Raw genomic sequence first — 24,142 nt, 5'->3', positions numbered from 1 at the left:
AAAAAACCGGCAGAAATAAATTTCTGCCGGTCGTATCATGAATCAAATAATATTGAAATTAAACAGTTTCCAGAACGTCTTTTTCAACCATAACTCTCCATCCGAAAGGATCTTCGCTAAGGTTGTTCTGAAGGTCTGTAAGATCTTTTTTAAGAAGAGCTGCAAAGCTTTCTTCATCCGACAATTTAGGAAGTTCAAGCTTTACGCCCTGATATCCTAAGGCTTGGAATACAGTAGTTACAACAGCTGTTCCCACTCCCCAAACTTCTTTCAGCGTTCCGTTCTTCTGAGCTTCTATAACTGTTTTCACAGCTACAGGCTCTATTTTTACCTCGATTCCTCTTTTGTTGGCAAGCTGGATGAAGCTGTCTCTTGTTACCCCGTCAAGGATTTTTTCGGAAGTAGGCGGCGTATAGATCGTATCGTTAATTCTTACGAATACGTTCATTGTTCCACTTTCTTCAAAATATTCATGAGTAGAATCATCAGTCCAGATGATCTGCTCATACCCTTCTTCAATAGCAAGCTGTGTAGGATAGAAAGAAGCGGCATAATTTCCTGCTGCTTTAGCAGAACCTACTCCTCCGTTGGCAGCTCTTGAATAATGATCTGAAATTTTCACAGAAACCGGTTCTGAATAATAACTTTTCGCTGGTGTCGCAACAATTGCAAACATATATTTATTAGCAACTCTTGCTTTCAAAGCTTCCTCTGTGGCAAAAATCAATGGTCTGATATATAATGACATCCCTTCTCCCTGCGGGATCCAATTTCTGTCGATATCTACTAATGCCTTCAATCCGTCTAAAAACATTTCTTCAGTCACTTCAGGCATTGCCAGACGTTTTGCTGATTTATTGATACGTTCAAAATTCTTTTCCGGCCTGAAAAGGAAAACCTGCCCGTCTTTGTCTTTATAAGCTTTCATACCTTCAAAACAAGCTTGCCCGTAGTTTACACCCATCATGGCTGGCGTAAATGGTATTGGACCATAAGGAACCAATTTCACATCACCCCATTTTCCATTTTCATACTCACATATAACCATATGGTCGATAAAAGTATTTCCAAATGAAAAATTGTCCGGATCAAAGTCCGAAAGTCTGGAGTTTTCAGTTTTTTGAATTATCATTTTTTAAAATTTTTACGATGTTCTACAAATTTAATATAATTTTCTAAATATAAAAATTTTAGAGTAAATTTGACAAAAAAATAGCTTGAAAAGAGAGATTAAGACCACAAACGACGGTAGTAAAACATTGTTTATCAACGATTTAAATGAAAACTATCATTCTCATCATGGGGCGCTTCAGGAAGCAGAACATGTGTTTATTAAAAATGGACTAAATCAATTAAATGATTACGAAATTAATATTTTAGAACTCGGTTTTGGAACAGGTTTGAATGTTTTGGTGACAATTAATGAATATTTAAAAACTGACAAAAATCATGTCATCAATTATTTTTCTCTTGAAAAATACCCGATAAATGAAGCTGAAATGAATGACCTTGCCTATTTTGAGCATTTTGATAATCCGGAATTCAAAAATATTTATCAAAAAATTCATCAGGCAGAATGGGAAAAACCATCTGAAATCATTAAAGGCTTTACCCTAAAAAAGATCAAATGTGACTTTTTCGAGCTGAAAGACATAGACTTACCTAAAATCAACCTGGTTTATTACGATTGCTTTGGTGCGAGAGTACAGCCTGATCTGTGGGAAAAACCGCTTTTTGAAATGGTTTCCGACAAAATGTCCGTTAACGGATTGTTAACAACTTATTCTTCTAAAGGAAGCGTAAGAAGGATTCTTCAGGAACTGAATTTTAAAGTAGAGAAAAAGCAGGGCCCTCCCGGAAAGAGAGAAATGATTAATGCGGTAAAGATGGAAAGTGAGGAAAACAGAGAAAATTAGAAAAGGGAAACAACAGATTATATAAGAGTTAATTTGCAAATGGGTTTATTGGCTCTTTCTACTAAATTCCTTATTTTAGCTATACAAAATATTACATATGATTGATAAGATCAACATTCGGGTGTATGCCTGTGCAGTAAAGGATAAAAAAGTACTGACGCTGTTTGAAGAGTATGCCGGTGAACAATTAATGAAATTTCCGGGAGGAGGCCTGGAATTTGGCGAAGGGCTTATAGAATGTCTTCACCGCGAATTTGATGAAGAGCTGAATGTAAAAATTGAAGTTGTGGAACATTTTTATACTCAGGAAGATTTTCTGGTTTCACGTTTCAGAGAAAATGAGCAGCTGCTTACCATATATTATATAGTCAATATTACAACAGAGGAAGATTTTCTGATCCTTGATCCATGCATTGAGAAAATAGAATGGATCGATATCAATAGACCCGATAATCCTTTTCCGCTTCCAATAGATCAAATTGTATTCGATAAATTAAAAGAAAAATTCCTGTAAAAATTTACAGGAATTTTATATTTAAAGTCTGTTCAGATTTATTTTTTAATAAGCTTAAACCGGTTCTTATTTTCTTACCTTAAAATCGGAGGCACCGGGATAAGGCTGTAAATAACCGGAATTCCAGTTGGACTGAAGCAGGGATTCTATAAATTCATCCGTTCTGTTTTTGTGCGGGTTGTATTGGTCTTTCAGGTCTATATCTGCCACCTTCCCTTTTACATTCCACCAGAAAGCGATCCATCCGCCTCTCATCTCTTTAATAATCTCATAAACATTTTTTCCCGTTGCTCTGTTCATCAGCTTGGCAAAAACCTGGCCTTCTGTTGTGGTAAGATCTCTCAGCTGTTTTTCATACTGATCCGCAAGTATATTCTGCCTTTCTCTTATAAATTTCCTTTTGGCTTTGCTGTCCATATCTGTCATATCCGCCTGGATACCTCTATATTGCTCAAGCGCAGTGACAAATAACGGATAAACCCTGTTCAGCTTTTTATTAAGAAAATAATAGTAATTTTTATCCAGCTGATTATTAAACCGCGGTTTATTAACCAGGACCAGCTCATCCAGCACTACCACAGGCTCACCGTTAATTTCATAAATCTTTACCTTTTGACGTTCGTCATAATAGTACTTATTACCGAACTCATCCGTTTTTAAAGATTCAGCAGGATATTGGTTGAGGGGTTTTGCAATGATAGAATCCTTCTGACCAAAAACACTGACTCCAAAAAAGAGGATAAAAAGACAGACAATCTTGCTAAAATTCATTATTTTTACACTTCTAATAACAAAAATTACCCGCAAAAATCATTCCCTTTTATGAAATTTGAAAAGAAATCTTTGAAATTTTTAGAAAAATACTTAAACACCTCTTCACCAACAGGTTACGAGCACAAAGGCCAGGAAATCTGGATGGATTATATCAGACCGTATGTAGATAAAATAGAAATAGATCATTACGGAACTTGCTATGGGATAATCAATCCCGATGCTGAATTTAAAGTAGTTATTGAAGCCCATGCTGACGAGATCTCATGGTATGTGAATTACATTACAGATGAAGGATTGATCTACGTGATTAGAAACGGAGGTTCAGATCAAACGATAGCTCCTTCAAAAGTTGTTCATATTCATGGTGAAAAAGGAATAGTAAAGGGCGTATTCGGATGGCCTGCAATCCATACAAGAACCAACCAGAACGAACCGGCCCCGAAAATTGAGAATATCTTTATCGACTGTGGAGCCATTTCCAAAAAAGAAGTTGAGGAAATGGGAATTTATGTAGGATGCATGATCACTTACCCGGATGAATTCTTTGAAATGAACGACAGGTATTTTGTCTGCAGAGCACTGGATAACAGAGTCGGGGGCTTTATGATTGCGGAAGTAGCAAGACTTTTAAAAGAAAACAAAAAAACAATTCCATTCGGATTGTATATCACGAATTCTGTACAGGAAGAAGTAGGACTTTATGGGGCAGATATGATCGCTGACACCATTAAACCTAATATCGCCATCGTAACAGATGTTACCCACGACACCACCACTCCAATGATTGAAAAGAAAAAAGAAGGCGATCAGAAATGTGGTGACGGACCTGTGGTCTTCTTTGCTCCAAGCATTCATCATACCATCAGAGAACTGATCATTGATACAGCAAAAGCTAAAAAGATTCCTTTCCAAAGAGCTGCCTCAAGCAGAGCAACAGGAACAGATACCGATGCTTTTGCGCATTCTAACGGCGGAGTACCAAGTGCATTAATTTCCTTACCTTTGCGCTATATGCATACCACGGTAGAAATGGTGTCTAAAGAAGATGTAGGCAATGTAATCCAGCTGATCTATGAAACCCTTCTGAAGATTAAGCCGGAAATGAAATTGAAGTATCATTAAGAGAATCAAGATGCAAGACACAAGATTCAAGACGCTTAAAATCAAGCAATAAGGATAGCTAATATCCGCTTAGTTCCGATCTTGGCTCCTGGTTCTTGGCTCTAAATATCTAATAAAAAGTAAAAATGAAAACTAAGCTTATTGCTCCTTCCCTTTTATCCGCAGACTTCGGGAACCTGCAAAGAGACATTGAAATGCTGAACAATTCCCAGGCAGACTGGTTCCACATTGACGTGATGGACGGAAGATTTGTTCCCAACATTTCATTTGGCTTTCCTGTAATGAAAACGGTACAGCAGCATGCCAAAAAATTTGTGGATGTCCATTTGATGATCGTAGAGCCTGAAAAATATGTGGATGAATTCATCAATCATGGTGCAGACCTTATTTCTGTACATTATGAAGCATGCACACATCTTCACAGAACGATTCACCATATCCAGAGCAGAGGGGCAAAGGCAGGGGTTGTTTTAAATCCTTCCACTCCTGTACTGATGCTTGAAGATATCATTGCTGATGTAGATCTTGTTCTTTTAATGAGTGTAAACCCTGGATTTGGGGGTCAGAAATTTATTGAAAATACATACAAAAAGATTGCGGAGACTAAAGATCTTATCCTGAGCAATAATTCCACAGCGCTTATCCAAATTGATGGCGGAGTTAATCTAGACAACGCTTCAAAACTTTTCGAAGCGGGAGCAGACGTCCTGGTAGCAGGAAATGCTGTTTTCTCTGCAGAAAGTCCTGAAAGAACAATCGAATTGCTGAAGATCTAATCTCTTCAGATTGATCTCACATAAAAGGCAGCTTCATCCGCTGCCTTTCTTCTTTAAGACGAGTCTGGATCTTTTATTACATTAAGTAGAGCATCAATAAAATACTCCTTTGAGGTAACAGTCTAAAAAATAAAAGGCAGCCCTTGGGAGACTGCCTTCTTCTTGCGGAATTTGAGCTTATGTGGTTATTAGTTTTTGTCTTAAAACTTTAAATGCTTAATATTCCTTGTGCTATTGCTGATGTAAATTTGCAAATAAAATCATATATAAGACATCCGTATAAATACTGAATTTCACCATTAAGTATTTCTACGCATAGATCAAATTATTTGGGTAATTCCCCGTTCCAGATACATGCGCAGATGACCAGAACAATACTTATTACCGAAAATGCAGTTCTGATGTTATTTAAAAGGTTCCATCTGTTCTCAAAACTTTCCCGCATCTGTTTAACTGCTTCTGCTGTTGAGTTACTGATATCAAATTGATCCAGCATATCATTCAAAGGGACATTTCCAACAACCGTCACTCCAAAAACACCTATCAGATAAGCGGCAGTTGCCAGCAAAAGAAAAAGAAACCCCGGCTGCTCTCCCCTATACAGAAAAGTAGTTAACGGAAGCAATACAGCAGTTCCCATAAAGCTCATAAAAAACACAGGATTAAGGATTTCGCGGTTGATACTCTGCATGGCCCTTAAATATTCCGTATCAGAAAGTTTTCCCAATCCCAGAACCACAGAACATGAATAGGCATAGAAGAGCCCGGCGATCAAAGCCGTAAGCACGGCCGTAATTAGTAAAAATACCGTTGTCATTTCATATATTTTGATTTGTGATGTATTGAAAAAAGTCATTAGTAAGGGTTCCATTTTTTGATAATTTGCTGTGCAGTCGTAATCATTTCTTCATCCCAGTTTTCAGGTTTAAAATAATGAAAATCATGTTTCTTTACAGAATGAATCTGGATTCCATCAAACAGCATTTTAGTTAGCTCAGTCTGCTCATCATACAACAGCAGATCTTCAAGAGGTACTGAAGATTCTTCATTTTTTTTATGCCAAACCCTTTTATTCCCTGGGAGAGAATCTGAAGCTTGGATGATCTTTTTTACACGGTTAAAATCATCAAAAAAAGCATCTTTCTCTGAATCTGTATTTAACGTATGCCCCAGTCTTTCAATAATGATGTATTCCAGATTGTGGCATTGGGATAAAACTTCAGGAAGTATATTTAGTATTTCTTCTGGAATGCTTTCATCATGAGTATCTCTTCTTACCGGTTTTTTTCCGTAAGCACTGTCCTGCCAGCTTCCACCTGAAAGATGAATTTCCCTCACCTTTTCCAAAGGATACAGTCTGATAATTTCTTGCATACTGATCTCAAAGTTCCATGACTGGCAGTAGATATTATGAAGATCAAGAATAAGAAAACCGTCAATATCTTCTATAAGTTTATCAAGAAAATCTCCCTGCTCTTTCACATCATCTATGGAAAACGAAAAGGCAAGATTTTCTACTCCGACAGGAATTTCTACAGCATCCTGAAGCCTTTTGAGCCTGTCCTTCCCTATTTGAAGTGTTTTAGGATGAAGTGGTACGGGCAATGGAACCCCCTGATGAAAATTTTCAGTATTCATAAATCCGAAGTGCTCGGTAATATGATTGTATTTTCTATGTCTGAACTCCTCTTTTAATTTTTTAAGCCAGCCTTCCTGTCTTTCAGTCCATTTGGCATCAAAAAGAGAATAATAAACACCGTGACCAAGAAGCCTGTTATTTGCTGAATAAAAATCCAAGAGTCCGGAAAGCCATTCCGGTTCCTGTGCATCATAAAATGTATCGAAAGACCATTCCAATACATCTACAGAATTATTTTGCAGAATAGGAAGGATAGCGGAAACAAAATCTGCTTCCGGCATCATAGATAATCCGAACAACGGTTTTTTCATATCTTATCCCATTCCACAGGCCGGACAGTAACCACCGCCTCTAAGAATAGTATCTTTCTTCGGAACAAACTTAGTCTCGGCTGTTTTTATCGGCTTGGGAGATTCTGTTTTTTTAATTTTACTTACCGGTTTTTTCGCTTTCTTAACCGGCTTCGTAGCCTGTCCTGATACACTTACGGCTAATAAACTGGCCATTACTAATGCTGGAATTTTCATAACATTTCTTTTCAAGGAGTTTACAATAAGTATTCCGTTTATGATAATGCTAAAAATACAACAATTTATTAGAGATTATTTCAGAATTTATATCAAAATTTTCCTCTTTTACTATCGTATTCGAATTTAATCCATTTCGCTAAAATTAGACCTTCTTATTATTATATCTCAAAAAGATATTGCAACGATTTACAATCTGCCATTTCAGACATTTTGGCATAAAAAAACCAGAGAATCTTCTCTGGTTTTATATTTTTTGAGGTGGGTTTTCTTAGAAAATCTCTCTTCCTGAAAAATGGAATTGAGCTTCGATAAGAGCGTTCTCGTCAGAATCTGAACCATGAACTGCATTTTCACCGATGCTTCTTGCAAACATTTTTCTGATTGTTCCTTCTGCTGCATCTGCAGGATTTGTAGAACCAATCAATGTTCTGAAGTCTTCTACTGCATTGTCTTTTTCTAAAACTGCAGCTACGATAGGACCTGAACTCATGAATTCTACCAACTCACCATAAAATGGTCTTTCAGCATGTACTTCATAGAACTTTTTAGCATCAGCAACCGTAAGTTGAGTTAATTTTAATGCTTTGATCTTAAAACCTCCTTCAGCGATCTTACCTAATATAGCACCGATATGTCCGTCTGCTACTGCATCAGGCTTAATCATAGTGAATGTAATGTTAGACATAAATGTATATTTTTTTAATGCCGCAAAATTACAAAAAATATCTTTCATTTTTATTTTAATTTTTTTTTAACATAAAAATAACTTTTATTAAGAATTGGCGTAAAAGTTTTGGCACAGTAATTGTTAATTCTATTACGATTCTCATGTTTAATTTGAGTTTTCATGGTTATTAGTTTTTACCCAGCCTCGGCTGGGTTTTTTATTTACAATAAAATCAAGTTTATATTGCGAATTTAATAATTTAAAAACCACATTAAAATCATATTAATATCTTATTGCTTCAATTGCAATCAATGAAATAAAATTAATTTTTTGATATTTTTTCATGACTGATTTTTGAACAGAATTCAAATTCCTCAAAATAGTCATATTTGACAAAAATAATTAAGACAAAAAGTAGAGTTATTGTAAAAGTGGAAGCATTTTTATTCTAAGGAAATATTATTCTAAGAAAAAAAATCATTTTTTGACAGCTGTAAAAAATGTAAATTTTATTATAAATGCTTAAGCTTTATGCTAAAGTATCTGGTCGGGATTACCTCAAAAGTTTATATTATTAAAAATCAGGGTTACAGACATAAAAAACCTGAGGAAGTTCTATTTTTGGGAAGCTTCTTCAGCCTCTTCCATCAGCTTTACATAGTTGGCATAGCGGGAATATTGGATTTCTCCGGTTTCAAGGGAAGCAAGAACCGCACATTTCGGCTCATTAATATGAAGACAGTTATGAAATTTACATTCTTCCCTTTTTTTGAAGATCTCAGGAAAATAATGCTGCACCTCTTCTTTTTCAATATCTATCATGGCAAACTCGCGTACACCGGGAGTATCAATAACGTTACCACCAAAATCCCAAAAATGCATCTGGGCAAAAGTTGTAGTATGTTTTCCTTTGAGGTGAGAGTCTGAAATTTCAGAAGTTTTTAAATTTAAACCGGGCTGTAATGCATTAACCAGTGTAGACTTTCCGCATCCTGAATGCCCGAAAAAAACAGAAGTTTTATCTTTAAGAAGTTCCTGAAGCTGATCAAAATTGAGTTTGGAGTAGGATGAAATTTCCAAAGTATCATAACCAATTTCCTGATAAAGAAATTCAATATCTTTCACAAGCTCTATTTCCTCTTCGTTCAGAACGTCAATTTTATTGAAAAGAATCAATGGAGTAATATTGTAAGCTTCACAGCATGCCAAAAAGCGGTCAAGGAATCCAAGTGAAGTTTCCGGGTGCTTCAGGGTAAAAATAAAACAGGCCAGATCTATATTGGAAGCAATGATATGAGCCTCTTTTGAAAGGTTAACGGATTTTCTGATCAGGTAATTGGTACGCGGCTCTATTTTAGTGATCCAAGCGATGTCATCCTGTTCTAACTGAAATTCCACAAAATCTCCTACAGCAAGCGGATTGGTAAGTCTGGTCTTGATCAATTTAAATTTGCCGCGGATTCTGGCCTCGAAAATTTTGTCTGTTTCGAATTCCATAACCTGGTACCAGCTGCCTGTAGATTTAATGATTTTTCCTTTCATAGATAATATGGATGCAAATATAAGGAATTAGGGAGTAGGGTTCAGGATATAGTTGAAAACATATTAACAATTCTCCTCTGACCATGAAATTTCAAGCTCCATTATTTATATATGTTATATATGGGTAAAAACTTTAAGAAAGTTTCTCCAGCTCCTAATCCCTAATCCCTAATTTCTATTATTATCCTATTATCTATCAATCATGATACTATTTTGTACTTCAATAGATTCTTCGTGGATTGCTTTGAAAACTTTCTCAATAAATTCCTGAGACATCCCAGTTTCCCTGGCTTTCTGCGTAGCATATTCTGTGATCACTTTCCATCTTTCAGGCTGGAAGATCGCAATATCATTTTCTTTTTTAAGCTTACCGATCTTTTCGGAGATCTTCATTCTTTGGGAAAGAAGCTCGATCAGCTGGAAGTCAAGATCAGAAATCAGTGTTCTGTGTCTTCCCATCTCATTGTCGAAGCCTGCCAAACCTGAATTTCTTACTTTTAAGTTTCCGATCAGTTCTGCCAATACCTCAGGAGTGATCTGCTGTGAAGCATCGCTCCACGCTTCATCAGGATTGCAGTGGGTTTCAATAATTGCTCCCTGGTATCCTACGTTGAATGCTTCCTGTGTAATATCAGCCAGACCTGTTCTGTTTCCGCAGATGTGGGAAGGATCTATCAGCATTGGAATATTAGGAAACTGGCTTTTGAAGTCAAGGGCAATCTGCCAGTTCGGGTTATTTCTGTATTTTGTTTTCTGGTACGTTGAAAATCCTCTGTGAATTACCCCCAGATTTTTAATATCCTGTCCTAAAAGTCTCTCTAACGCACCGATCCATAAAGCAAGATCCGGGTTTACAGGGTTTTTAACAAATACAGGCTTATCAGTCCCCCTTAAAGCCATTGCAATTTCCTGAACGGTAAAAGGGTTTACTGTAGAACGCGCGCCGATCCAAAGGACATCTACATCTGCTTCTAAAGCTGCAAATACGTGGTGGGCGTTGGCTACTTCTGTAGCAGTCTTGAATCCGTATTCTTCCTTTACTTTTTTCAGCCAGTTCAGACCGATAACCCCTACTCCTTCAAATCCGTTCGGTTTGGTACGCGGCTTCCAGATCCCTGCACGGAAAATAGGTACCTGAGCATTGGTTTCTTTTATCCTTCTAGCAGTTTCAAGCATCTGAGCTTCACTTTCCGCACTGCATGGCCCTGCGATCATTAATGGCTGCGAAAGCTCGTTGATCCACTCGTTTTTTACATCTTTTAAATTCATATTTTTAAATTTATTGTTTTTATTTTTCTTGAATTAACAGCAATAGTCCTTTGATTATAAAATTGATTTTTTATAATTCTTTTCAAAAAATGCCGTTCAAAGTTTTTTAAAGGAATCAGGAAAATAAAAGGACTTTAATTCTCCTGTATTTTTTGGAAAGAAATTCAGTTAGCAGTACCAATAAAATCGATAATACGTTCTGAAATTTCTATAATAGAAAGCAGAAAAACTAAAATAACCGCTAAAGAAATCAGCGGGTACAAAATGAGACAGATATGGGATGAATAATTTTTCCACTTTGGGTCTGAAACTTCTGTTGTCTAGTTTTTTAAATCTAATTTGTTTTTGTCAAAAACTTATTTTTTACAAAAATCTTTGACAAAGATATAAAAAAAGTCAATCTAACAAAAAAAAACTGTGATAAATACAATAATTTATGTCAGGTCAAATTTCATTAAATCATCAAGGTCTTTTAAAAGCGGGTTTTTTTCGATAAACTTTTCGAATATTTTTCTTTTGGTAACCACTTCAATTTTGAGGTTGTCAAAGTCCCGCTGGTAATCTATTTCAATAGCATGGTTGTGAACCTTAGTTTTAAAATGATTGAAAAATTCTCCGGCGATCTTATCAAACTCAACTTTGGCAGAATCTGAAGGGTACAGAACTTTAATGGTATTTTCTCCTGCCTTGATCAGTTTGAATGTTTTTACAGCATTAAAGATAAAGCTGTTTTTTTTCTGAAGCTGTTTGAGCATCAGATTCCATTCCATCTGCAGGTCCGTATCTGTGAAATGGTTTTGGGGAAGATGTTCTGTTTTTACAGCTACTGTTTCTTCTTTCTCTACTTTTTCTTCTTTATTGAGGAAAGAGTTGATGCTGAAACCTGAAGAGATTCCCTGTCTTGATAAAGGTTTTGTTGTTTTTACAGTGGTTTCCTGAACGGTTTCAAGCCGTTGAACGGGTTGTTCTGCTACGGGTTCTTTCTTTTCGGGAGCCTTCTCCTGTATTTTTACTTCCTGCTTCTCACTGAGAAACGGAGCCAATATTAAGAACTTTTTTTTTTAGTATCACCTAAATTGGCTGTCAGGGAAGACAGCTGCATCAGTGCAATTTCTACTGTAAGTCTTGGGTTTTTGGAGTTCTTATAATTAATATCCGCATGGTTACAGATCTCGACGGCGTCAATGAGCTGCTGGGCATTCCATTTCTGGCTTTGCTCTACGAATTTCACCTTGGTCCTCTCACCGACTTCAATAAGTTCTATTGTTCTGGCGTTCTGGGCCATCATAAGGTCTCTGAAATGATTTCCCAATCCTGCAATAAAAATATGCGGATCAAAGCCTTTTTTTACAATTTCATTGAAAGCGAAAAGCGTTTCTGGAATTTTGTTCTCCTTGGCCAGGTCCACTATATTGAGGTACTGATCATAATCAAGGATATTAAGCACTTCGGCAGCTTTGGCCAATGTAATGTTCTTCTGGGAAAATGTAGAAAGCCTGTCAAAGATAGAAAGCGCATCTCTTAGGGCACCATCGGCTTTTTGGGCAATAAGATACAGGGCATCATCTTCATACTGGATATTTTCCTTTTGAGCGATGTTTCTTAAATGTCCCTGGATATCTTCAATGGTAATTCTCTTGAAGTCATAAATTTGGCAACGTGATAAAATAGTAGGGATTATTTTATGCTTCTCTGTAGTCGCCAAAATAAAAATAGCATGTGCCGGCGGTTCCTCAAGGGTTTTAAGGAAAGCATTAAACGCTGCAGAAGACAGCATGTGCACCTCATCGATAATATAGACTTTATATTTACCTACCTGAGGCGCAAAGCGGACCTGGTCTATCAGCTCCCTGATATCATCCACGGAATTGTTGGATGCCGCATCTAATTCATAGATGTTATAAGCAAAGCCGTCTTCTGAAACTGAACCATCCTTTTCATTGATCTTTCTGGCCAGGATTCTGGCACATGTGGTTTTACCCACACCCCTAGGACCGCAGAACAGTAAGGCCTGAGCCAGCTGATTTTCTCCAATAGCATGTTCTAAGGTATCTGTAATATGAGATTGCCCTACTACAGTATCAAACTGCTGGGGGCGGTATTTTCTTGCAGATACGATAAAATTTTCCATTGGTCAAAAATAAGAAATATAGTTTTAATCTGAAAATTAAAAGTTTTCAAATTATCAACAAAAATTTATTTTCGGAAAATTGGAAAACTTTTAATCATTATTCTTTTGCTTTTTTCGTTTTGTAGTAGTGTTCTATAATCTCAACGATCACTTTCTCCACTTCGGCTCTTCCTTCATCAGTTCTCATATCAATACCGCAGAATTCTGTTCCATTGTATGCAGGAAACAAGTTCAGGTAATAAACTCCAGCCGCTATTAAAGCTAACATAGCTCTTACGTTTTTAGCGTTTTCCCCGAAATAAGGATCCGTAACATTTTCAAATAGATTGGCCGCTACATCTTCTCTTTGCTTTAGTATATTTTTAAGTATCGGCTTGCTTTCGGAAAGCTCCCAAAGAATAATTTTCTGTAATTCTTTATTTTTCTTCAGACTTTCAAACTGCATAAGAATCCCCTGAATTAGGACTTCTTTACCTTTTCCAACCTGTACTTCTTCCTCAATATCCGGGCTGAACTTGCTCCAGTAATCCTGGGATTTTATATACTCATCAATAAGTTTATCTGTACTTCCAAAGTACTCATAGATGAGTTTCTTGTCGAACCCGGCTACTGCTGCAATTTTACTTACTTTTAAACCGGAGTAACCTTTTACTCTCAAAATTTTACCAACTGCTGCCAGCAGTTTTTGTTTTGTTTTTTCTTTGTCCCTAATAGGGCCTTGGACTACTTTTCTGGGCATAATTTATTATTTTTTTGCAATATGCAATTTTTTATTTATATCATCAAAAACATTCAGTGTTTTGTCAAGATGTTCTTTTTCGTGTCGTGCTGTTACAGTCATCCTGATACGTGCATCTTTTCTGGCTACGGCGGGATACATAATAGGGTTTGTATAGACTCCTTCTTCAAGCAGTATTCTCCCAATATCCCACATTTTATTCTGATCTCCAATTTTCACAGGAATAATAGCTGAGCAGGTAATACCGGTATCTAAGCCTAGATCATTAAGCCCTGTTTTAAAATAATTGATATTATCCCATAGTTTATCTTTCCAGAAAGGTTCTTCATCAATCAAATCAATTGCTTTTAAAATTCCGAAGGAAGAAGGTGGTGCTGTTACTGAGAAAATATGCTGTCTGGACTGGAACTTAAGAAATGATGTTATTTTTTTGTTAGCAATCACATATCCTCCGAGGTTGCCAAAAGTCTTGCTGCATGTTCCTGTTATAAAATCTATCTTATCCAATAAACCGTCGTCTTCAAGAGCTCCTCTTCCGGTTTTTCCCATCACTCCTACCCCATGTGCATCATCTACCATGAGATAAGCATTATACTTTTTCACAAGATCGTATATTTCTTTAGCCCGTGAAGTGTCCCCTTCCTGAGAGTAAACTCCATCTAAGATAACCAGCTTTGTACGGTACGTATTCTCACATACCTTCAAAACATGTTCCAAAGCTTCCAAATTATTGTGCGGAAATGTTTTTTTATTGGTAAAAGCACATCCCTCATGTACACTGGCATGTACTCCCATGTCTAAAATAGCGATATCTTCCTTCTGCATTAAAATCTGTAAAGTAGCGCTATTAGCGGCGTATCCAGTTGTAAACAAAATGACCTCCTCCTCATCTCTTCCAAAAAAATCAGCAATCTTTTTTTCTATCGCATTATGATAATCAAAATATCCACCTATCAGAGGTGATGCTCCTGTACCTGTTCCATATTTTTCAATTCCTTCAATTGCTGCCTCTTTAACTTTAGGATGCTGTGTAAATCCTAAATAATCGCTGGAGACAAAACTTACATAATTTTTATTTTGGTTTGCAATATCTATATTTAATGTTGCATTGCTTCCTGAAGTATTTTTCAGTCTGTAATTCATATGACCTCTGGATTTCATATGGTCAAGGAATTCATAAAAATAATTAGCTCTTTGAGCAATATCATAATCTGAAATATTCTCAAAATCTTTAAAAGTTGCTGTTTCAAAATCGATACTCATCCTTAATGTTGTTAGTGTTAATTGTTAGTGTTTAGTGTATGTTTTAGTTGTTTGAAGAAACAAATATATGATTATTTAAAGCTTGTAAAATCTATCAATTATATTAAATATTATACATCATATAAGACGTTTTACTTTATGATCTGATAATCAAATCACTTTATTATCCATATAGCTGTTGAGTATTTCAAGGGTTAGTTATTTTTTTTAATGAATCTAAATTTAACAAAAAAAATACAACAATAAATCACTATTTTCAAATAAATCACAAAAAAAGGACAAATATTTCACAATTGTCTCATTATTAAAATCTTATTTTTCAGATATGTTTTTTGGATGTTAAAATTCATTAAAATCCAGGAATTATAAAAAGGAATTTTTTTATGCTATTTTGTCCTGTCACGGAAAAAATACTGAATCTTAATCACTGTAATCTACTCTTATTTCTGAATGCTCCCGGTGTAATTCCTGTCATCTTTTTAAAGAACTTGGAGAAGTTGGACGGGTCATAGGTAAACATTCTTGCAATTTCTGCAATAGACCGATCTGAGTTTGCTATTATCTCCTTGGCTTCGTTTATGATTTTCTCATCATAAAAATAGCACGGATGCTGTCCTTTTTCTTTTTTTATAGTATCCGTGAGGTGCTGATGTGAAACAGCAAGCTGGCCGGCAATTTCATTGAGTTCCATAAATTCCTGAACAGCTCCGGTAATTACATCCTGAATATGCTTTTCAAGAAAATCAAAATATTGCCTGGTGATCTCTTCACTTCTTTTCATTTGTTATCATCATTTGTTTATAGTAAAAATTTAATCTATAAAATTAAGCATAAGAATAAAAAAGGCATGGTGAACTTTCCGGAGTTTGCCCTATAAAAGAACCACCGTTAATAAAAGCCGTCTTTAAATGCCTGTACAGAATTTTTCACTTTCAGTTTTTCGAGGATATTCTGGCGGTGCCTGCTTACTGTATTGATGCTTATAGACAGAAAATCTGCTATTTCTTTACTGGCATAGCCTTGGCCTACATATTTTAAAACTTCCAGCTCTCTTTTTGAGAGAATATTCTGATAGTTGAGCTTATCTTTTACAATAATTTCACCTTTAGCTGTATTAATGATCATAAAATCGGAAACCTGAAGCTGCGTCTGATCCAGCGCAATATGATAAAGACAAAATGCAAATCTCAACTTTCCGTTATCCGGAGAATAAATATAGAACATCCGGTGCTTTACAAACCTGTATTCATCATTTTTATCTTTCATTCTGATTTTAGAAAGTACAGAATAATCCGCCCGAAGCTCTGTATCCATAGAATCCATCATTTCATAAAACCGCAGTTCATGGATATATTTTTTGAGCCGGTCATCCGGATGTATCTTTTTAATGATCTCTTCTTCCCAGATAGAATTGATCTCTGACGGGTTTTCCTCCATACTTAAACCTAATTCCCATGCAGCTTTAGATTTATACACATAACTTTTATCTGCCTGCATGTCGCTCAAAACAGATATGGCACCTTCCATCTGGGAATATATCGATGCTCTCTGTTTATACTCTTCTATATCAAGCCTGCATTTCTGAGATGATCTGTCCAAAAGCCGGCTGTTCAGTTTTTCTACGATTTCCATAAATGGTTATTTATAAGTATTGATGAAATATGGGTATAATTATACTTTTGCTAAAATAATAATTTACACCCAGCTAAGAGGATGAAGAGATTGATTTTAAGTTTTTGCGCTGTTCTTATGGCCGAGAAAACGCTTTCACAGACTTTGGAAAAGATGAACTGGTTTAATGAGCCTGAAAAATGGGAAATTAAAAACAACAGCCTGCTAATGAATGTTACGCCACAAAGTGATTATTGGAGGATTTCCCATTATGGATTTACAGTAGATGATGCTCCTTTTTATTATACGACCTATGGCGGAGAATTTGAAGCGAAGGTAAAGATCAGTGGAAACTATAAGACAAGATTTGACCAGACAGGGCTTATGCTAAGGACTGATAAAGAGAACTACATAAAGGCGGGTATTGAATTCGTAGATGGTAAATACAACCTCAGTACTGTAGTTACGCATGGAACAAGCGACTGGAGTGTTATTACACTAAACACCACTCCTTCTGCAGTCTGGATAAAAGCCGTAAGAAGACTGGATGCTGTAGAAATATTTTATTCTTTTGATGACAAGAATTATACAATGATGCGCAATGCATATTTACAGGACAATACTCCTGTAATGGTGGGCTTAATGGCTGCCTGTCCGGATGGAAACGGCTTTACTGCAGCCTTTGAAAACTTCACGGTAAAACATCTTCCCGATCAGCGCAGGCTGAAATGGCTTGAAAATAACAAATAGCGATTGAATTTTATTCAATATACAGTCAATTTTTATTCGCCTCCCTTTTTCGGGGAGGCTTTTGTTTTAATTTTTTTCTGAGCAGCATTATGATTAAAAAAATCATACTATTTCACTGCATGAAGATAAAAAAAATATAAAATTATGCTTAATGTGTCTGGTTATTAGATAAAATTCATATCAAATACATCTCGCTATGGTAATTTATGTTTATAAAATTACTAATTTTACAGTCCAAATTCAACTTGTTTTAACGGCAAGACATCAAACACAAAAAAATTAATGAAAAGAAATGCATTCAGTATTCCCAACACTTAAAAAACTTCGGCTTGTATAATGACTATTATTAATAAATTTTCGCCCTAATCAAGCGGAAAGCATAGATCATTTATGTATTTATGAAAGCCCGGACTTTGTTTTTTGTAATTATGTTTTCAAGCATTTACAAACAGCGTCATATTTTCACGAGGTTTATTACTGACAACGGATTTCTGCATAATGATGCAAAAGCCATTGTCAAGGATGATCATGATTTTACAGGGCTCGTTGCTGAAGCTGTTCAAAAAAAAATTACAGCTATTATAGCAACCGCAAGCACAACCTTCCGCTTTCATACCTTTCAAAATAATCAAAAACTAACCCCGATAACCACCGGTACGGAATTGAAATATCCGCTAACATCAAATTCAAATGCAGGTATTTCAAAGGAAGTATTCGTTGAAACAACTCCTATTAAAAATTTTATATGAATGAAAGAATTTTAATCGCTGATGATCACTATGTAGTAAGAGCAGGAGCTGCTCTGGTCTTAGAGTCTGCCTATCCGAAGCTCAAAATAGATTTTGCAGAAAATTATGACCAGGTAAAAGAACAGATATCTGAGACCCTTTATGATCTCCTTCTTCTTGATATTGATATGCCGGGAACACAATATAAAAAAATGATTTCTGAGCTTAAAAGTATCCAGGAAAATCTTAAAATCCTTGTTTTTTCCGGACATGGTAAGGATGTGGCGATACAATATATTCGGGAAGGTGCTGAAGGTTATCTCAGCAAACAGGGTTGTGAAGAAGAAATCCGGGAAGCTGTAAGATCAGTCATTCAGAAGGGTTATTACTATCCCAGTGAACTGATCGGGCTTATTATCCAGAATAAAAAAAGTAATCCTGCAGAAAAGCTGTCTTCAAGGGAATATGAAATCTTTAAACTTCTGGCCAAAGGATCCGGAAATCTTGAAATCGGGAATAAACTGGACATTCAGATGTCTACCGTAAGTACCTACAAAAAAAGAATCTTTAAAAAACTTAATGTTTCGAATATCGCCGAGCTCATCAAAGTACATGAAATGATGCATTAGGATACGGGAAAACATCCAATTTAACCGAAATTGAATGTATAATATATCCGGCCTCGGATTTTGCTGCTTTGAAAATGGCAATATTCTTATTCTCCAGTATTCATTTTATTTATAATGGTTTATTTTGAGATAAATGTGAAATTTTATTTCAGATCTGCTTGGAACAGAAGATTAAGAGATATTAAAACTCTTTAACGAAACAATAGATACCACATAGGTACCACACAAAATATTCTATTTTTCTACCAATTCAGTTAATTTCCGTATTATTTTAACATATAATTAATTATTTATGTTAAAAATTAATAAAAACATTAACAATACAGGATATTTACTATTAGTCAGGGCATAATATTTGCAATTAAATATTCACAAACACACCTTTCTAAACTCAAAATATTATGAATGCAGCAGATCTTAAAATTAAAAACTTAGTTGAGTACAAAAATCAGATTTACACCATCACTGAAATATTTCAGGGTAGAGGTCACGATTATTTTGTAAAAATAGAAAATGACATCCACAGCATTTCAGTTCCGGCAGATTCTCTTAAACCCATTTGCATAACAGAGGAATGGCTTGAAAAATTTGGGTTCCTGAGAACCTACAGCTCAAATGAAAGAATCCGTTATGAAAGACCCGAACCATTTATTAAATATGATATTGATTTAAGTTCAAGGAAAATCCTTGAGGGTTTGAAAATATATGGAAACTCCATTAAATGCAAATATATTCATGAGTTTCAGAATATTTTCTCGTGTCTTTTCGGAAAGGAACCTGCAGCTTTTAATTTAGGACTGTTAAAGACAGAGTCTTAGTTTATTATTATGTTGATTATAAGGAAACCGCTGCTCTTTTTTGCAGCGGTTTCTTATTTTATACCGTCTTATTATTCCCGAAGCCCTGTTCTTTTTCTTTTTGTGCCTGATGTTCCAGCAGTTGTTTTTGAAGCCGTTTTTTTTTAGCATTTTCGCGCTGTTCTTTACGGAAATCCCAGGGAGAGACTGCTTTTTTATCCTGCCAGAGTCCTAGCTTTTTATTTTTTGCCGTTTCCTGCATTTTTCCCAGATCAGCATTTTTAGAATAGGAATAGTACCACCATCCATACCCGGCTTTTATAATTTCTGCGGAAAGATATTTTCCATTGTCATAGTATATTTTAGCTACTGAACGTCCATAGCGGTCTTTATTGGTTTCTATAAACCTGATCTGCTTTGCAAAAACCTGATCTGAGGTAAACTTTTTCGCATTTTTTCCAAATGGCTGCCGGTTTTCGGGGCAGTCTACCTCTGCCAGCCGAAGTTTTTTCTGTACATTTCCGTCCAGTAAGACCGTAATTGTATCTCCGTCTGAAATCCCAACTACTTTAGCTGTTGTTTGTGAGAAGAATAAAAGAGGAAAGCACAGTAGTGCCGAAAGAAATATTCTCATGATGCGAAATTATGTAATTTATTTCCAAATCCCCTTACCAGACGAAGTTTTTTTATTTAATCCACTCTGAAAAAACAAAAAGTATATGAAGTGCTCAGAATTACCGCTCAATAAAAAAGGAGGCTAATTGCCTCCCTTTTTCTGTATCAATGATCTATAAACTTCTTTATATTAATTTTGTGTTTTTTTAAGTCGAGTTTAAGAAGTTACTTAAAGATCATTCATACCTAATATTGTTTCATCATTTGTGTTCTAATAAAGCCTACCGTTTGTATTAAAAAACTTTTTCAGTTAATATATTCCGTTTGGTAAATTTTATTAGGACAAAGTAACAACATTAAGGAATAATATTCTCTGTAATTAGCGTCGATATATATCGATAAAGCCATAGATATTTTTCAAATAAAAGTTTATCCCGGGTGTAATTCTATCCTGGCATTACCCCAATAAAAAAAGGAGACTATTGTCTCCCTTTTTTATGTATAAAATGACCTACAAAGACCAAGCCTGCTTCTCTATATTAATTTGTGTTTTTAATAATCAGCTTTCGAGAAGTTTCTTCAAGGCCATGCATACACTTATATTTATCTCATCATTTATGTGTGTGTTATAAAACTTACCGTTGTACTAAAATCAGAAAGTATCTTTGGTTAATTTTACTGAGACAAAGTAACAACATTAGGAGGAAATATTTCTTATAGTTGACATCGATATATATCGATAAAGCCATAGATGTTTATCGATAAAACGCTTTAACGGGGAAGAAATGAGGAACGGATCTTAGAAAATCCTATATTTTGTGATGAGTATTGATGAGATCGATCAATTCGACAAGGTTTTCTATTTTTAATTTATCAAAAATATTCTTCTTTATGGTGCTCACAGTATTCTGTTTTATATCCAGATCATTTGCAATTTCCAGGTTGCCATAACCTTCTGCATACATTTCTGCAATCTGCAGCTCTCTTTTGGTTAAACGGCTAAGCGGGTTGATTAAATCCGGATTCTGAACCAGCTGCAGCATCAAGTTACGAGAAAGCGGAGAGAAATATTCTCCCTTATGTACAATATCTGAAATTGCCTGTCTTATTTCTTCTTCCTCACTTAATTTGCTTACATATCCGCTGGCTCCGGCTTTAATAAATTTCAGCACATGCAGATCTTCTTCCAGACCCGTGAAGACTAAAATTTTAATATCCGGATTCACAGCTTTCATCAATGGTAAAACATGGAGACTGTTGCCGTCCGGAAAATGAGCATCAATAATAGCTATTTCCACTCCTTTTGACTGTACCAGCTCTACGATCTGCTGTGATGATGAGGTTTGATAAACTTTAGAATTTGGAACAATTTCATCGATGAGAATCGCAATTCCCTGGCGAACGATACTGTGATCATCCGCTAAAAGAAATATAATCTCTTTATTTTCAGTTGGTGCTTCCATGATGATTAATGCTTAAATTTATTCTGAATGTTACCTTTGTCCCTTTATGCAGCTTACTTGAAACTGATATTTCTCCATTAAACAGCTCTATGATTTCTTTGCATAAATTCAATCCCAATCCGGCCCCGAAATTATCAATCTTATCAGAGATCATCCCCTGATAATAAGGTTCAAAAATTTTCTCCAGATCAGAATCTGAAATTCCCACACCGGTATCCCCTACTGTTGTGATCAGAGAAATGGTATTTTCATCTACTTTCTCAGTTGCCATAGAAAGATCGATCTGTCCGTTTTCTGTAAACTTGTTGGCATTTCCCAGGATATTCATAAATATCTGGTTAATTTTTATATTATCTGAATTTACAACTAAATCCGCAGGAATTCTGTCTGTTACCAGAAATTTATTGTTCCTTGTTTCTATATAAGGCGTAATAGCTGTTACAATAGACCCTATCTCATCCTTAAGATTAAAGACGGTTTTTACCAGTTTTTTCTCAACTTCCTGGTTTTTTGTGTATTCAAGAATTTGGTTGGACTGTATAAGCAAGGTACTGTTGGTGAACTTTATTGATTTAAGGTAGTCTTTGGTGGTCTCATCTTTTGTGGTCCTGTTGATCTTATCAATAAAGATATTGATAATCTTCAGAGGCGACATCAGCTCGTGGCTCAGCATTCCAAGAATTCTGTTTTTGAAATTAAGACTCTTTTTAATCTCCTTATTCGCGGCATTAAGCTTCATTTCGTATATGAATGCTATTCTTGTAAAATACATAATCAGAATGGATACAATAAACATTAAGACCATTAATCCCAGTACGAGATAGGTCCTGATTCTGTTGTTCCTGGAGCTCTGCTTGTTATATTCTTTTTCTAAATCGGATTTAAATTCTTTAATAGCTTTTTCATAAACATTGATCAGTCCGTTGCTGTATACCAATAATTTACTGAAATTACCGTAGAACTTTATATTTTCACGCTGGCTTTCTGCCATGGATTGCTGCTTCTGAACTGTAGAACGCTGGATTTTTTTAACCTCGGTGGTATAATATTTATCCATAGATTTCGCCAGGCTATCCATCCTAAGTTTTATTTTAGAAAGATTAGCCGGCTTTTTATTGGTCATGGTAATCACGGTACTTTCCTTTTGTACATCTACCTTACCTGATATTGCGTCTTTTAAACGCCCCATGAGGCCTTTCTTTTTGATGGTATCTGAATAGGTTTGGGTTTGTATGTTCAGATCTTCAAAGTCGTCCATGTTTTTATACCTTTCCAGCTCGCAATGCTGATCCGGGATGATTGTTACAGGCGGTTTCAAAGAATATTGATATACAGAGTCTATAATCGTCTGTAGCTTTACAATTTTCAGAGTATCTTTTTTTTGCTTTGCCAGTTTATTTTTCAGTCCCAGATTTGTATCTCCATAATCATTTATTTTTTCGAAATTGCTATTTAATCTTTTAAGAGATTCAAAGTATAGCTTCAGATCTTTGTCATCCTGGCTGATCACATACTTTTGAAAGTAATTCTGTGCATCCATGAAATCTTTCCTCGAATTATCCGTTAAACCGCCCAATGCTTTACTTTCGTCCAGTTGATTTTTAATAAACTGAAGCTTTTTTTCATTGACAAATTCGTTGTAAAAAAATATGGCTATAATAACCTGTATCAACAATATACACAGGATTAATGAGTAATGAACAACTTTTCTCAATTTAAAATCTAAGAATTTATATTTCATATCTTTTTATCAGCTAAAATAGTTTTCTGATTATCTAAGTCTGCAGGTATTAGTTTTTAACGCCATCATCACATTACCAAAATCATGCTAATGTCTATATCATTCCTTTGGCAAAGTTAAAGTAATTTTTGTCTTCTCATAACAGTAAACAGGTGATAAATACAGAGAACTAATTTTATTTGAAATTACAAAAATCTAAGAAAACTCCAGGATTTCATTCAGTGTAAGTATATTTTCCTGTTCAGACACACATATTGAAAACAATAATCGTTAGTTTTTTCTAAGTACATAATTTTTCATGGTAAAAAAAATGTCAATTTCCATGTTATACATAATTTTAATAGGCTTTACAACCCCTGAAATGAAAATCAATCTCAAGATGGGCAATATACATTATAATTCGGAATAATTATTCTAACTTAACATAAATTTCTGCTATGAAAATTCTGTCATTTGTGTTTTTTTTATTTTGCTTTTTATATGTTCCGGCACAAAAGCAATACAGTTTGGAACTCAGTTTTGTGACTGACAGCAATCAACATGCGCCCAATGTTAGCGTGATCTTCATTAAAGACACCAAAGAAGGCGGTATTATAGTTGAGAAGGCTACCGCTGACAATAAAGGTGTTTTAAAGCATACAATTTCTGAAGATTATTTTGATGAAAACGGCTTACTGATTATCGAAGCCTCATATTATAATCAAGATGTCTATTATTTTGATTATCATGAGAAGCTTTCAAAAAAACAGTTTCCTTTCAGGAAAACGGTTGTCCTGGAACATATTGTTCCGCCGACCCTAGAAGAGATCAACAAGATGAATCCGCCGCCTCCACCACCTCCCAAAGCTAATTAACAAGAATAGAAAACTGTTAAATACCTGAAACCAAAAAACTTAAATTTCTGTCAACCGAAAAATAATACAGAC

The 24,142-nt window shown here is 35.3% G+C and carries 26 protein-coding genes; 9 read left to right on the top strand and 17 right to left on the bottom strand.

All coding sequences use genetic code 11. From position 1 onward, the window contains the following. Window positions 1–58: 58 nt before the first annotated feature. Window positions 59–1,132, bottom strand: coding sequence for a branched-chain amino acid aminotransferase (locus tag DRF61_RS00420; protein WP_111952950.1), 1,074 nt, complete (start codon window positions 1,130–1,132; stop codon window positions 59–61). 85 nt (window positions 1,133–1,217) lie between these two features. On the opposite strand from DRF61_RS00420, the gene mnmC2 reads away from it, so the two are divergent. Further along, entirely contained in the window at window positions 1,218–1,916 is a 699-nt protein-coding gene (gene mnmC2, locus DRF61_RS00415; protein ID WP_111952948.1) for a tRNA (5-methylaminomethyl-2-thiouridine)(34)-methyltransferase MnmC2, read from the top strand. A gap of 97 nt (window positions 1,917–2,013) precedes the next feature. Continuing rightward, window positions 2,014–2,430, top strand: a complete 417-nt coding sequence (locus DRF61_RS00410; protein WP_111952946.1) for an NUDIX domain-containing protein — start codon at window positions 2,014–2,016, stop codon at window positions 2,428–2,430. 66 nt (window positions 2,431–2,496) lie between these two features. On the opposite strand, the gene DRF61_RS00405 is transcribed toward DRF61_RS00410, so the two are convergent. Beyond that, a complete protein-coding gene (locus DRF61_RS00405; RefSeq protein WP_111952944.1) occupies window positions 2,497–3,201 on the bottom strand; it encodes a DUF4294 domain-containing protein in 705 nt (234 codons plus the stop codon). A gap of 51 nt (window positions 3,202–3,252) precedes the next feature. Between DRF61_RS00405 and chrP the strand changes: the two genes are divergently transcribed. Together chrP and rpe are read left to right on the top strand one after the other, a co-directional pair. Next, window positions 3,253–4,326 carry a chryseobasin maturation metalloprotease ChrP gene (gene chrP / locus DRF61_RS00400; RefSeq protein ID WP_111952942.1) on the top strand — a complete coding sequence of 358 codons (1,074 nt, stop codon included), beginning with the start codon at window positions 3,253–3,255 and terminating at the stop codon, window positions 4,324–4,326. A gap of 125 nt (window positions 4,327–4,451) precedes the next feature. Further along, window positions 4,452–5,102 carry a ribulose-phosphate 3-epimerase gene (gene rpe, locus DRF61_RS00395; protein ID WP_111952940.1) on the top strand — a complete coding sequence of 217 codons (651 nt, stop codon included), beginning with the start codon at window positions 4,452–4,454 and terminating at the stop codon, window positions 5,100–5,102. 325 nt (window positions 5,103–5,427) lie between these two features. On the opposite strand, the gene chrI is transcribed toward rpe, so the two are convergent. From chrI to DRF61_RS00335, 12 genes are all read right to left on the bottom strand, one after another. Beyond that, the gene (gene chrI, locus DRF61_RS00390) at window positions 5,428–5,973 is read right to left on the bottom strand and encodes a chryseobasin maturation helper ChrI (protein ID WP_228452539.1); all 546 of its coding nucleotides are present in this window, start codon (window positions 5,971–5,973) and stop codon (window positions 5,428–5,430) included. Continuing rightward, a complete protein-coding gene (gene chrH / locus DRF61_RS00385; RefSeq protein WP_111952938.1) occupies window positions 5,958–7,052 on the bottom strand; it encodes an MNIO family chryseobactin maturase in 1,095 nt (364 codons plus the stop codon). The genes chrI and chrH overlap by 16 nt, the downstream gene beginning before the upstream one ends. Before the next feature lie 3 nt (window positions 7,053–7,055). Continuing rightward, entirely contained in the window at window positions 7,056–7,268 is a 213-nt protein-coding gene (chrA, locus tag DRF61_RS00380; protein WP_111952936.1) for an MNIO class RiPP chryseobasin precursor ChrA, read from the bottom strand. Window positions 7,269–7,539: 271 nt separating this feature from the next. Beyond that, on the bottom strand, window positions 7,540–7,956 hold the full coding sequence (locus DRF61_RS00375) for a nucleoside-diphosphate kinase (RefSeq protein ID WP_034707297.1): 417 nt from the start codon (window positions 7,954–7,956) through the stop codon (window positions 7,540–7,542). Between the two features lie 597 nt (window positions 7,957–8,553). Beyond that, window positions 8,554–9,480 (bottom strand): ribosome small subunit-dependent GTPase A, encoded by a 927-nt coding sequence (gene rsgA, locus DRF61_RS00370; protein ID WP_111952934.1) that lies wholly within the window; start codon window positions 9,478–9,480, stop codon window positions 8,554–8,556. Window positions 9,481–9,669: 189 nt separating this feature from the next. Next, entirely contained in the window at window positions 9,670–10,749 is a 1,080-nt protein-coding gene (locus DRF61_RS00365) for a chorismate mutase (protein ID WP_111952932.1), read from the bottom strand. A 434-nt stretch (window positions 10,750–11,183) separates the two neighbouring features. After that, window positions 11,184–11,792: a hypothetical protein gene (locus tag DRF61_RS22845; protein ID WP_228452541.1), complete on the bottom strand. Its 609-nt coding sequence runs from the start codon at window positions 11,790–11,792 to the stop codon at window positions 11,184–11,186. A 2-nt stretch (window positions 11,793–11,794) separates the two neighbouring features. Next, on the bottom strand, window positions 11,795–12,880 hold the full coding sequence (gene dnaX / locus DRF61_RS00355; protein ID WP_111952930.1) for a DNA polymerase III subunit gamma/tau: 1,086 nt from the start codon (window positions 12,878–12,880) through the stop codon (window positions 11,795–11,797). Between the two features lie 97 nt (window positions 12,881–12,977). Beyond that, window positions 12,978–13,619, bottom strand: coding sequence for a TetR/AcrR family transcriptional regulator (locus tag DRF61_RS00350; protein ID WP_111952928.1), 642 nt, complete (start codon window positions 13,617–13,619; stop codon window positions 12,978–12,980). 6 nt (window positions 13,620–13,625) lie between these two features. Then, the gene (locus DRF61_RS00345; RefSeq protein WP_111952926.1) at window positions 13,626–14,882 is read right to left on the bottom strand and encodes an aminotransferase class I/II-fold pyridoxal phosphate-dependent enzyme; all 1,257 of its coding nucleotides are present in this window, start codon (window positions 14,880–14,882) and stop codon (window positions 13,626–13,628) included. A gap of 424 nt (window positions 14,883–15,306) precedes the next feature. Next, a complete protein-coding gene (locus DRF61_RS00340) occupies window positions 15,307–15,663 on the bottom strand; it encodes a helix-turn-helix domain-containing protein (protein WP_111952924.1) in 357 nt (118 codons plus the stop codon). 107 nt (window positions 15,664–15,770) lie between these two features. Further along, complete coding sequence (locus DRF61_RS00335) at window positions 15,771–16,514, bottom strand: response regulator transcription factor (RefSeq protein ID WP_111952922.1); 744 nt, start codon at window positions 16,512–16,514, stop codon at window positions 15,771–15,773. An 81-nt stretch (window positions 16,515–16,595) separates the two neighbouring features. Here DRF61_RS00335 and DRF61_RS00330 point away from each other — a divergent pair, with 81 nt between their 5' ends. The 4 genes from DRF61_RS00330 to DRF61_RS00315 all read left to right on the top strand — a co-directional run bounded on the left by DRF61_RS00330 (window position 16,596) and on the right by DRF61_RS00315 (window position 19,418). Next, window positions 16,596–17,243 (top strand): DUF1349 domain-containing protein, encoded by a 648-nt coding sequence (locus tag DRF61_RS00330; RefSeq protein ID WP_111952919.1) that lies wholly within the window; start codon window positions 16,596–16,598, stop codon window positions 17,241–17,243. Between the two features lie 428 nt (window positions 17,244–17,671). Continuing rightward, a complete protein-coding gene (locus DRF61_RS00325; RefSeq protein ID WP_111952916.1) occupies window positions 17,672–17,992 on the top strand; it encodes a hypothetical protein in 321 nt (106 codons plus the stop codon). Continuing rightward, complete coding sequence (locus tag DRF61_RS00320) at window positions 17,989–18,600, top strand: response regulator transcription factor (protein ID WP_111952913.1); 612 nt, start codon at window positions 17,989–17,991, stop codon at window positions 18,598–18,600. The genes DRF61_RS00325 and DRF61_RS00320 overlap by 4 nt, the downstream gene beginning before the upstream one ends. 401 nt (window positions 18,601–19,001) lie before the next feature. Further along, the gene (locus DRF61_RS00315) at window positions 19,002–19,418 is read left to right on the top strand and encodes a hypothetical protein (RefSeq protein ID WP_111952910.1); all 417 of its coding nucleotides are present in this window, start codon (window positions 19,002–19,004) and stop codon (window positions 19,416–19,418) included. A gap of 58 nt (window positions 19,419–19,476) precedes the next feature. On the opposite strand, the gene DRF61_RS00310 is transcribed toward DRF61_RS00315, so the two are convergent. From DRF61_RS00310 to DRF61_RS00300, 3 genes are all read right to left on the bottom strand, one after another. Next, entirely contained in the window at window positions 19,477–20,031 is a 555-nt protein-coding gene (locus tag DRF61_RS00310) for a thermonuclease family protein (RefSeq protein WP_111952907.1), read from the bottom strand. A 790-nt stretch (window positions 20,032–20,821) separates the two neighbouring features. Then, window positions 20,822–21,475, bottom strand: coding sequence for a LuxR C-terminal-related transcriptional regulator (locus tag DRF61_RS00305; protein ID WP_111952904.1), 654 nt, complete (start codon window positions 21,473–21,475; stop codon window positions 20,822–20,824). After that, the gene (locus DRF61_RS00300) at window positions 21,459–23,216 is read right to left on the bottom strand and encodes a sensor histidine kinase (protein ID WP_111952901.1); all 1,758 of its coding nucleotides are present in this window, start codon (window positions 23,214–23,216) and stop codon (window positions 21,459–21,461) included. Before DRF61_RS00300 ends, DRF61_RS00305 begins: the two co-directional genes overlap by 17 nt. 437 nt (window positions 23,217–23,653) lie before the next feature. Between DRF61_RS00300 and DRF61_RS00295 the strand changes: the two genes are divergently transcribed. Continuing rightward, the gene (locus tag DRF61_RS00295) at window positions 23,654–24,070 is read left to right on the top strand and encodes a hypothetical protein (RefSeq protein ID WP_111952898.1); all 417 of its coding nucleotides are present in this window, start codon (window positions 23,654–23,656) and stop codon (window positions 24,068–24,070) included. Window positions 24,071–24,142 lie beyond the last annotated feature (72 nt).

Origin of the sequence: Chryseobacterium lathyri (assembly GCF_003290185.1) — a bacterium.
Lineage (GTDB): Bacteria > Bacteroidota > Bacteroidia > Flavobacteriales > Weeksellaceae > Chryseobacterium > Chryseobacterium lathyri.
Note: the sequence above shows the minus strand (reverse complement) of the source record. Positions and strands in the feature narration are given on the sequence as shown.

What these genes read in the sequence shown, in the direction of transcription:
- DRF61_RS00420 (WP_111952950.1), bottom strand. Translation starts at nt 1,132, where the DNA reads ATGATAATTCAAAAAACTGAAAACTCCAGACTTTCGGACTTTGATCCG.
- DRF61_RS00410 (WP_111952946.1), top strand. Translation starts at nt 2,014, where the DNA reads ATGATTGATAAGATCAACATTCGGGTGTATGCCTGTGCAGTAAAGGAT.
- DRF61_RS00405 (WP_111952944.1), bottom strand. Translation starts at nt 3,201, where the DNA reads ATGAATTTTAGCAAGATTGTCTGTCTTTTTATCCTCTTTTTTGGAGTC.
- chrP (WP_111952942.1), top strand. Translation starts at nt 3,253, where the DNA reads ATGAAATTTGAAAAGAAATCTTTGAAATTTTTAGAAAAATACTTAAAC.
- rpe (WP_111952940.1), top strand. Translation starts at nt 4,452, where the DNA reads ATGAAAACTAAGCTTATTGCTCCTTCCCTTTTATCCGCAGACTTCGGG.
- chrI (WP_228452539.1), bottom strand. Translation starts at nt 5,973, where the DNA reads ATGGAACCCTTACTAATGACTTTTTTCAATACATCACAAATCAAAATA.
- chrH (WP_111952938.1), bottom strand. Translation starts at nt 7,052, where the DNA reads ATGAAAAAACCGTTGTTCGGATTATCTATGATGCCGGAAGCAGATTTT.
- chrA (WP_111952936.1), bottom strand. Translation starts at nt 7,268, where the DNA reads ATGAAAATTCCAGCATTAGTAATGGCCAGTTTATTAGCCGTAAGTGTA.
- DRF61_RS00375 (WP_034707297.1), bottom strand. Translation starts at nt 7,956, where the DNA reads ATGTCTAACATTACATTCACTATGATTAAGCCTGATGCAGTAGCAGAC.
- rsgA (WP_111952934.1), bottom strand. Translation starts at nt 9,480, where the DNA reads ATGAAAGGAAAAATCATTAAATCTACAGGCAGCTGGTACCAGGTTATG.
- DRF61_RS00365 (WP_111952932.1), bottom strand. Translation starts at nt 10,749, where the DNA reads ATGAATTTAAAAGATGTAAAAAACGAGTGGATCAACGAGCTTTCGCAG.
- dnaX (WP_111952930.1), bottom strand. Translation starts at nt 12,880, where the DNA reads ATGGAAAATTTTATCGTATCTGCAAGAAAATACCGCCCCCAGCAGTTT.
- DRF61_RS00350 (WP_111952928.1), bottom strand. Translation starts at nt 13,619, where the DNA reads ATGCCCAGAAAAGTAGTCCAAGGCCCTATTAGGGACAAAGAAAAAACA.
- DRF61_RS00345 (WP_111952926.1), bottom strand. Translation starts at nt 14,882, where the DNA reads ATGAGTATCGATTTTGAAACAGCAACTTTTAAAGATTTTGAGAATATT.
- DRF61_RS00340 (WP_111952924.1), bottom strand. Translation starts at nt 15,663, where the DNA reads ATGAAAAGAAGTGAAGAGATCACCAGGCAATATTTTGATTTTCTTGAA.
- DRF61_RS00335 (WP_111952922.1), bottom strand. Translation starts at nt 16,514, where the DNA reads ATGGAAATCGTAGAAAAACTGAACAGCCGGCTTTTGGACAGATCATCT.
- DRF61_RS00330 (WP_111952919.1), top strand. Translation starts at nt 16,596, where the DNA reads ATGAAGAGATTGATTTTAAGTTTTTGCGCTGTTCTTATGGCCGAGAAA.
- DRF61_RS00325 (WP_111952916.1), top strand. Translation starts at nt 17,672, where the DNA reads ATGTTTTCAAGCATTTACAAACAGCGTCATATTTTCACGAGGTTTATT.
- DRF61_RS00320 (WP_111952913.1), top strand. Translation starts at nt 17,989, where the DNA reads ATGAATGAAAGAATTTTAATCGCTGATGATCACTATGTAGTAAGAGCA.
- DRF61_RS00315 (WP_111952910.1), top strand. Translation starts at nt 19,002, where the DNA reads ATGAATGCAGCAGATCTTAAAATTAAAAACTTAGTTGAGTACAAAAAT.
- DRF61_RS00310 (WP_111952907.1), bottom strand. Translation starts at nt 20,031, where the DNA reads ATGAGAATATTTCTTTCGGCACTACTGTGCTTTCCTCTTTTATTCTTC.
- DRF61_RS00305 (WP_111952904.1), bottom strand. Translation starts at nt 21,475, where the DNA reads ATGGAAGCACCAACTGAAAATAAAGAGATTATATTTCTTTTAGCGGAT.
- DRF61_RS00300 (WP_111952901.1), bottom strand. Translation starts at nt 23,216, where the DNA reads ATGAAATATAAATTCTTAGATTTTAAATTGAGAAAAGTTGTTCATTAC.
- DRF61_RS00295 (WP_111952898.1), top strand. Translation starts at nt 23,654, where the DNA reads ATGAAAATTCTGTCATTTGTGTTTTTTTTATTTTGCTTTTTATATGTT.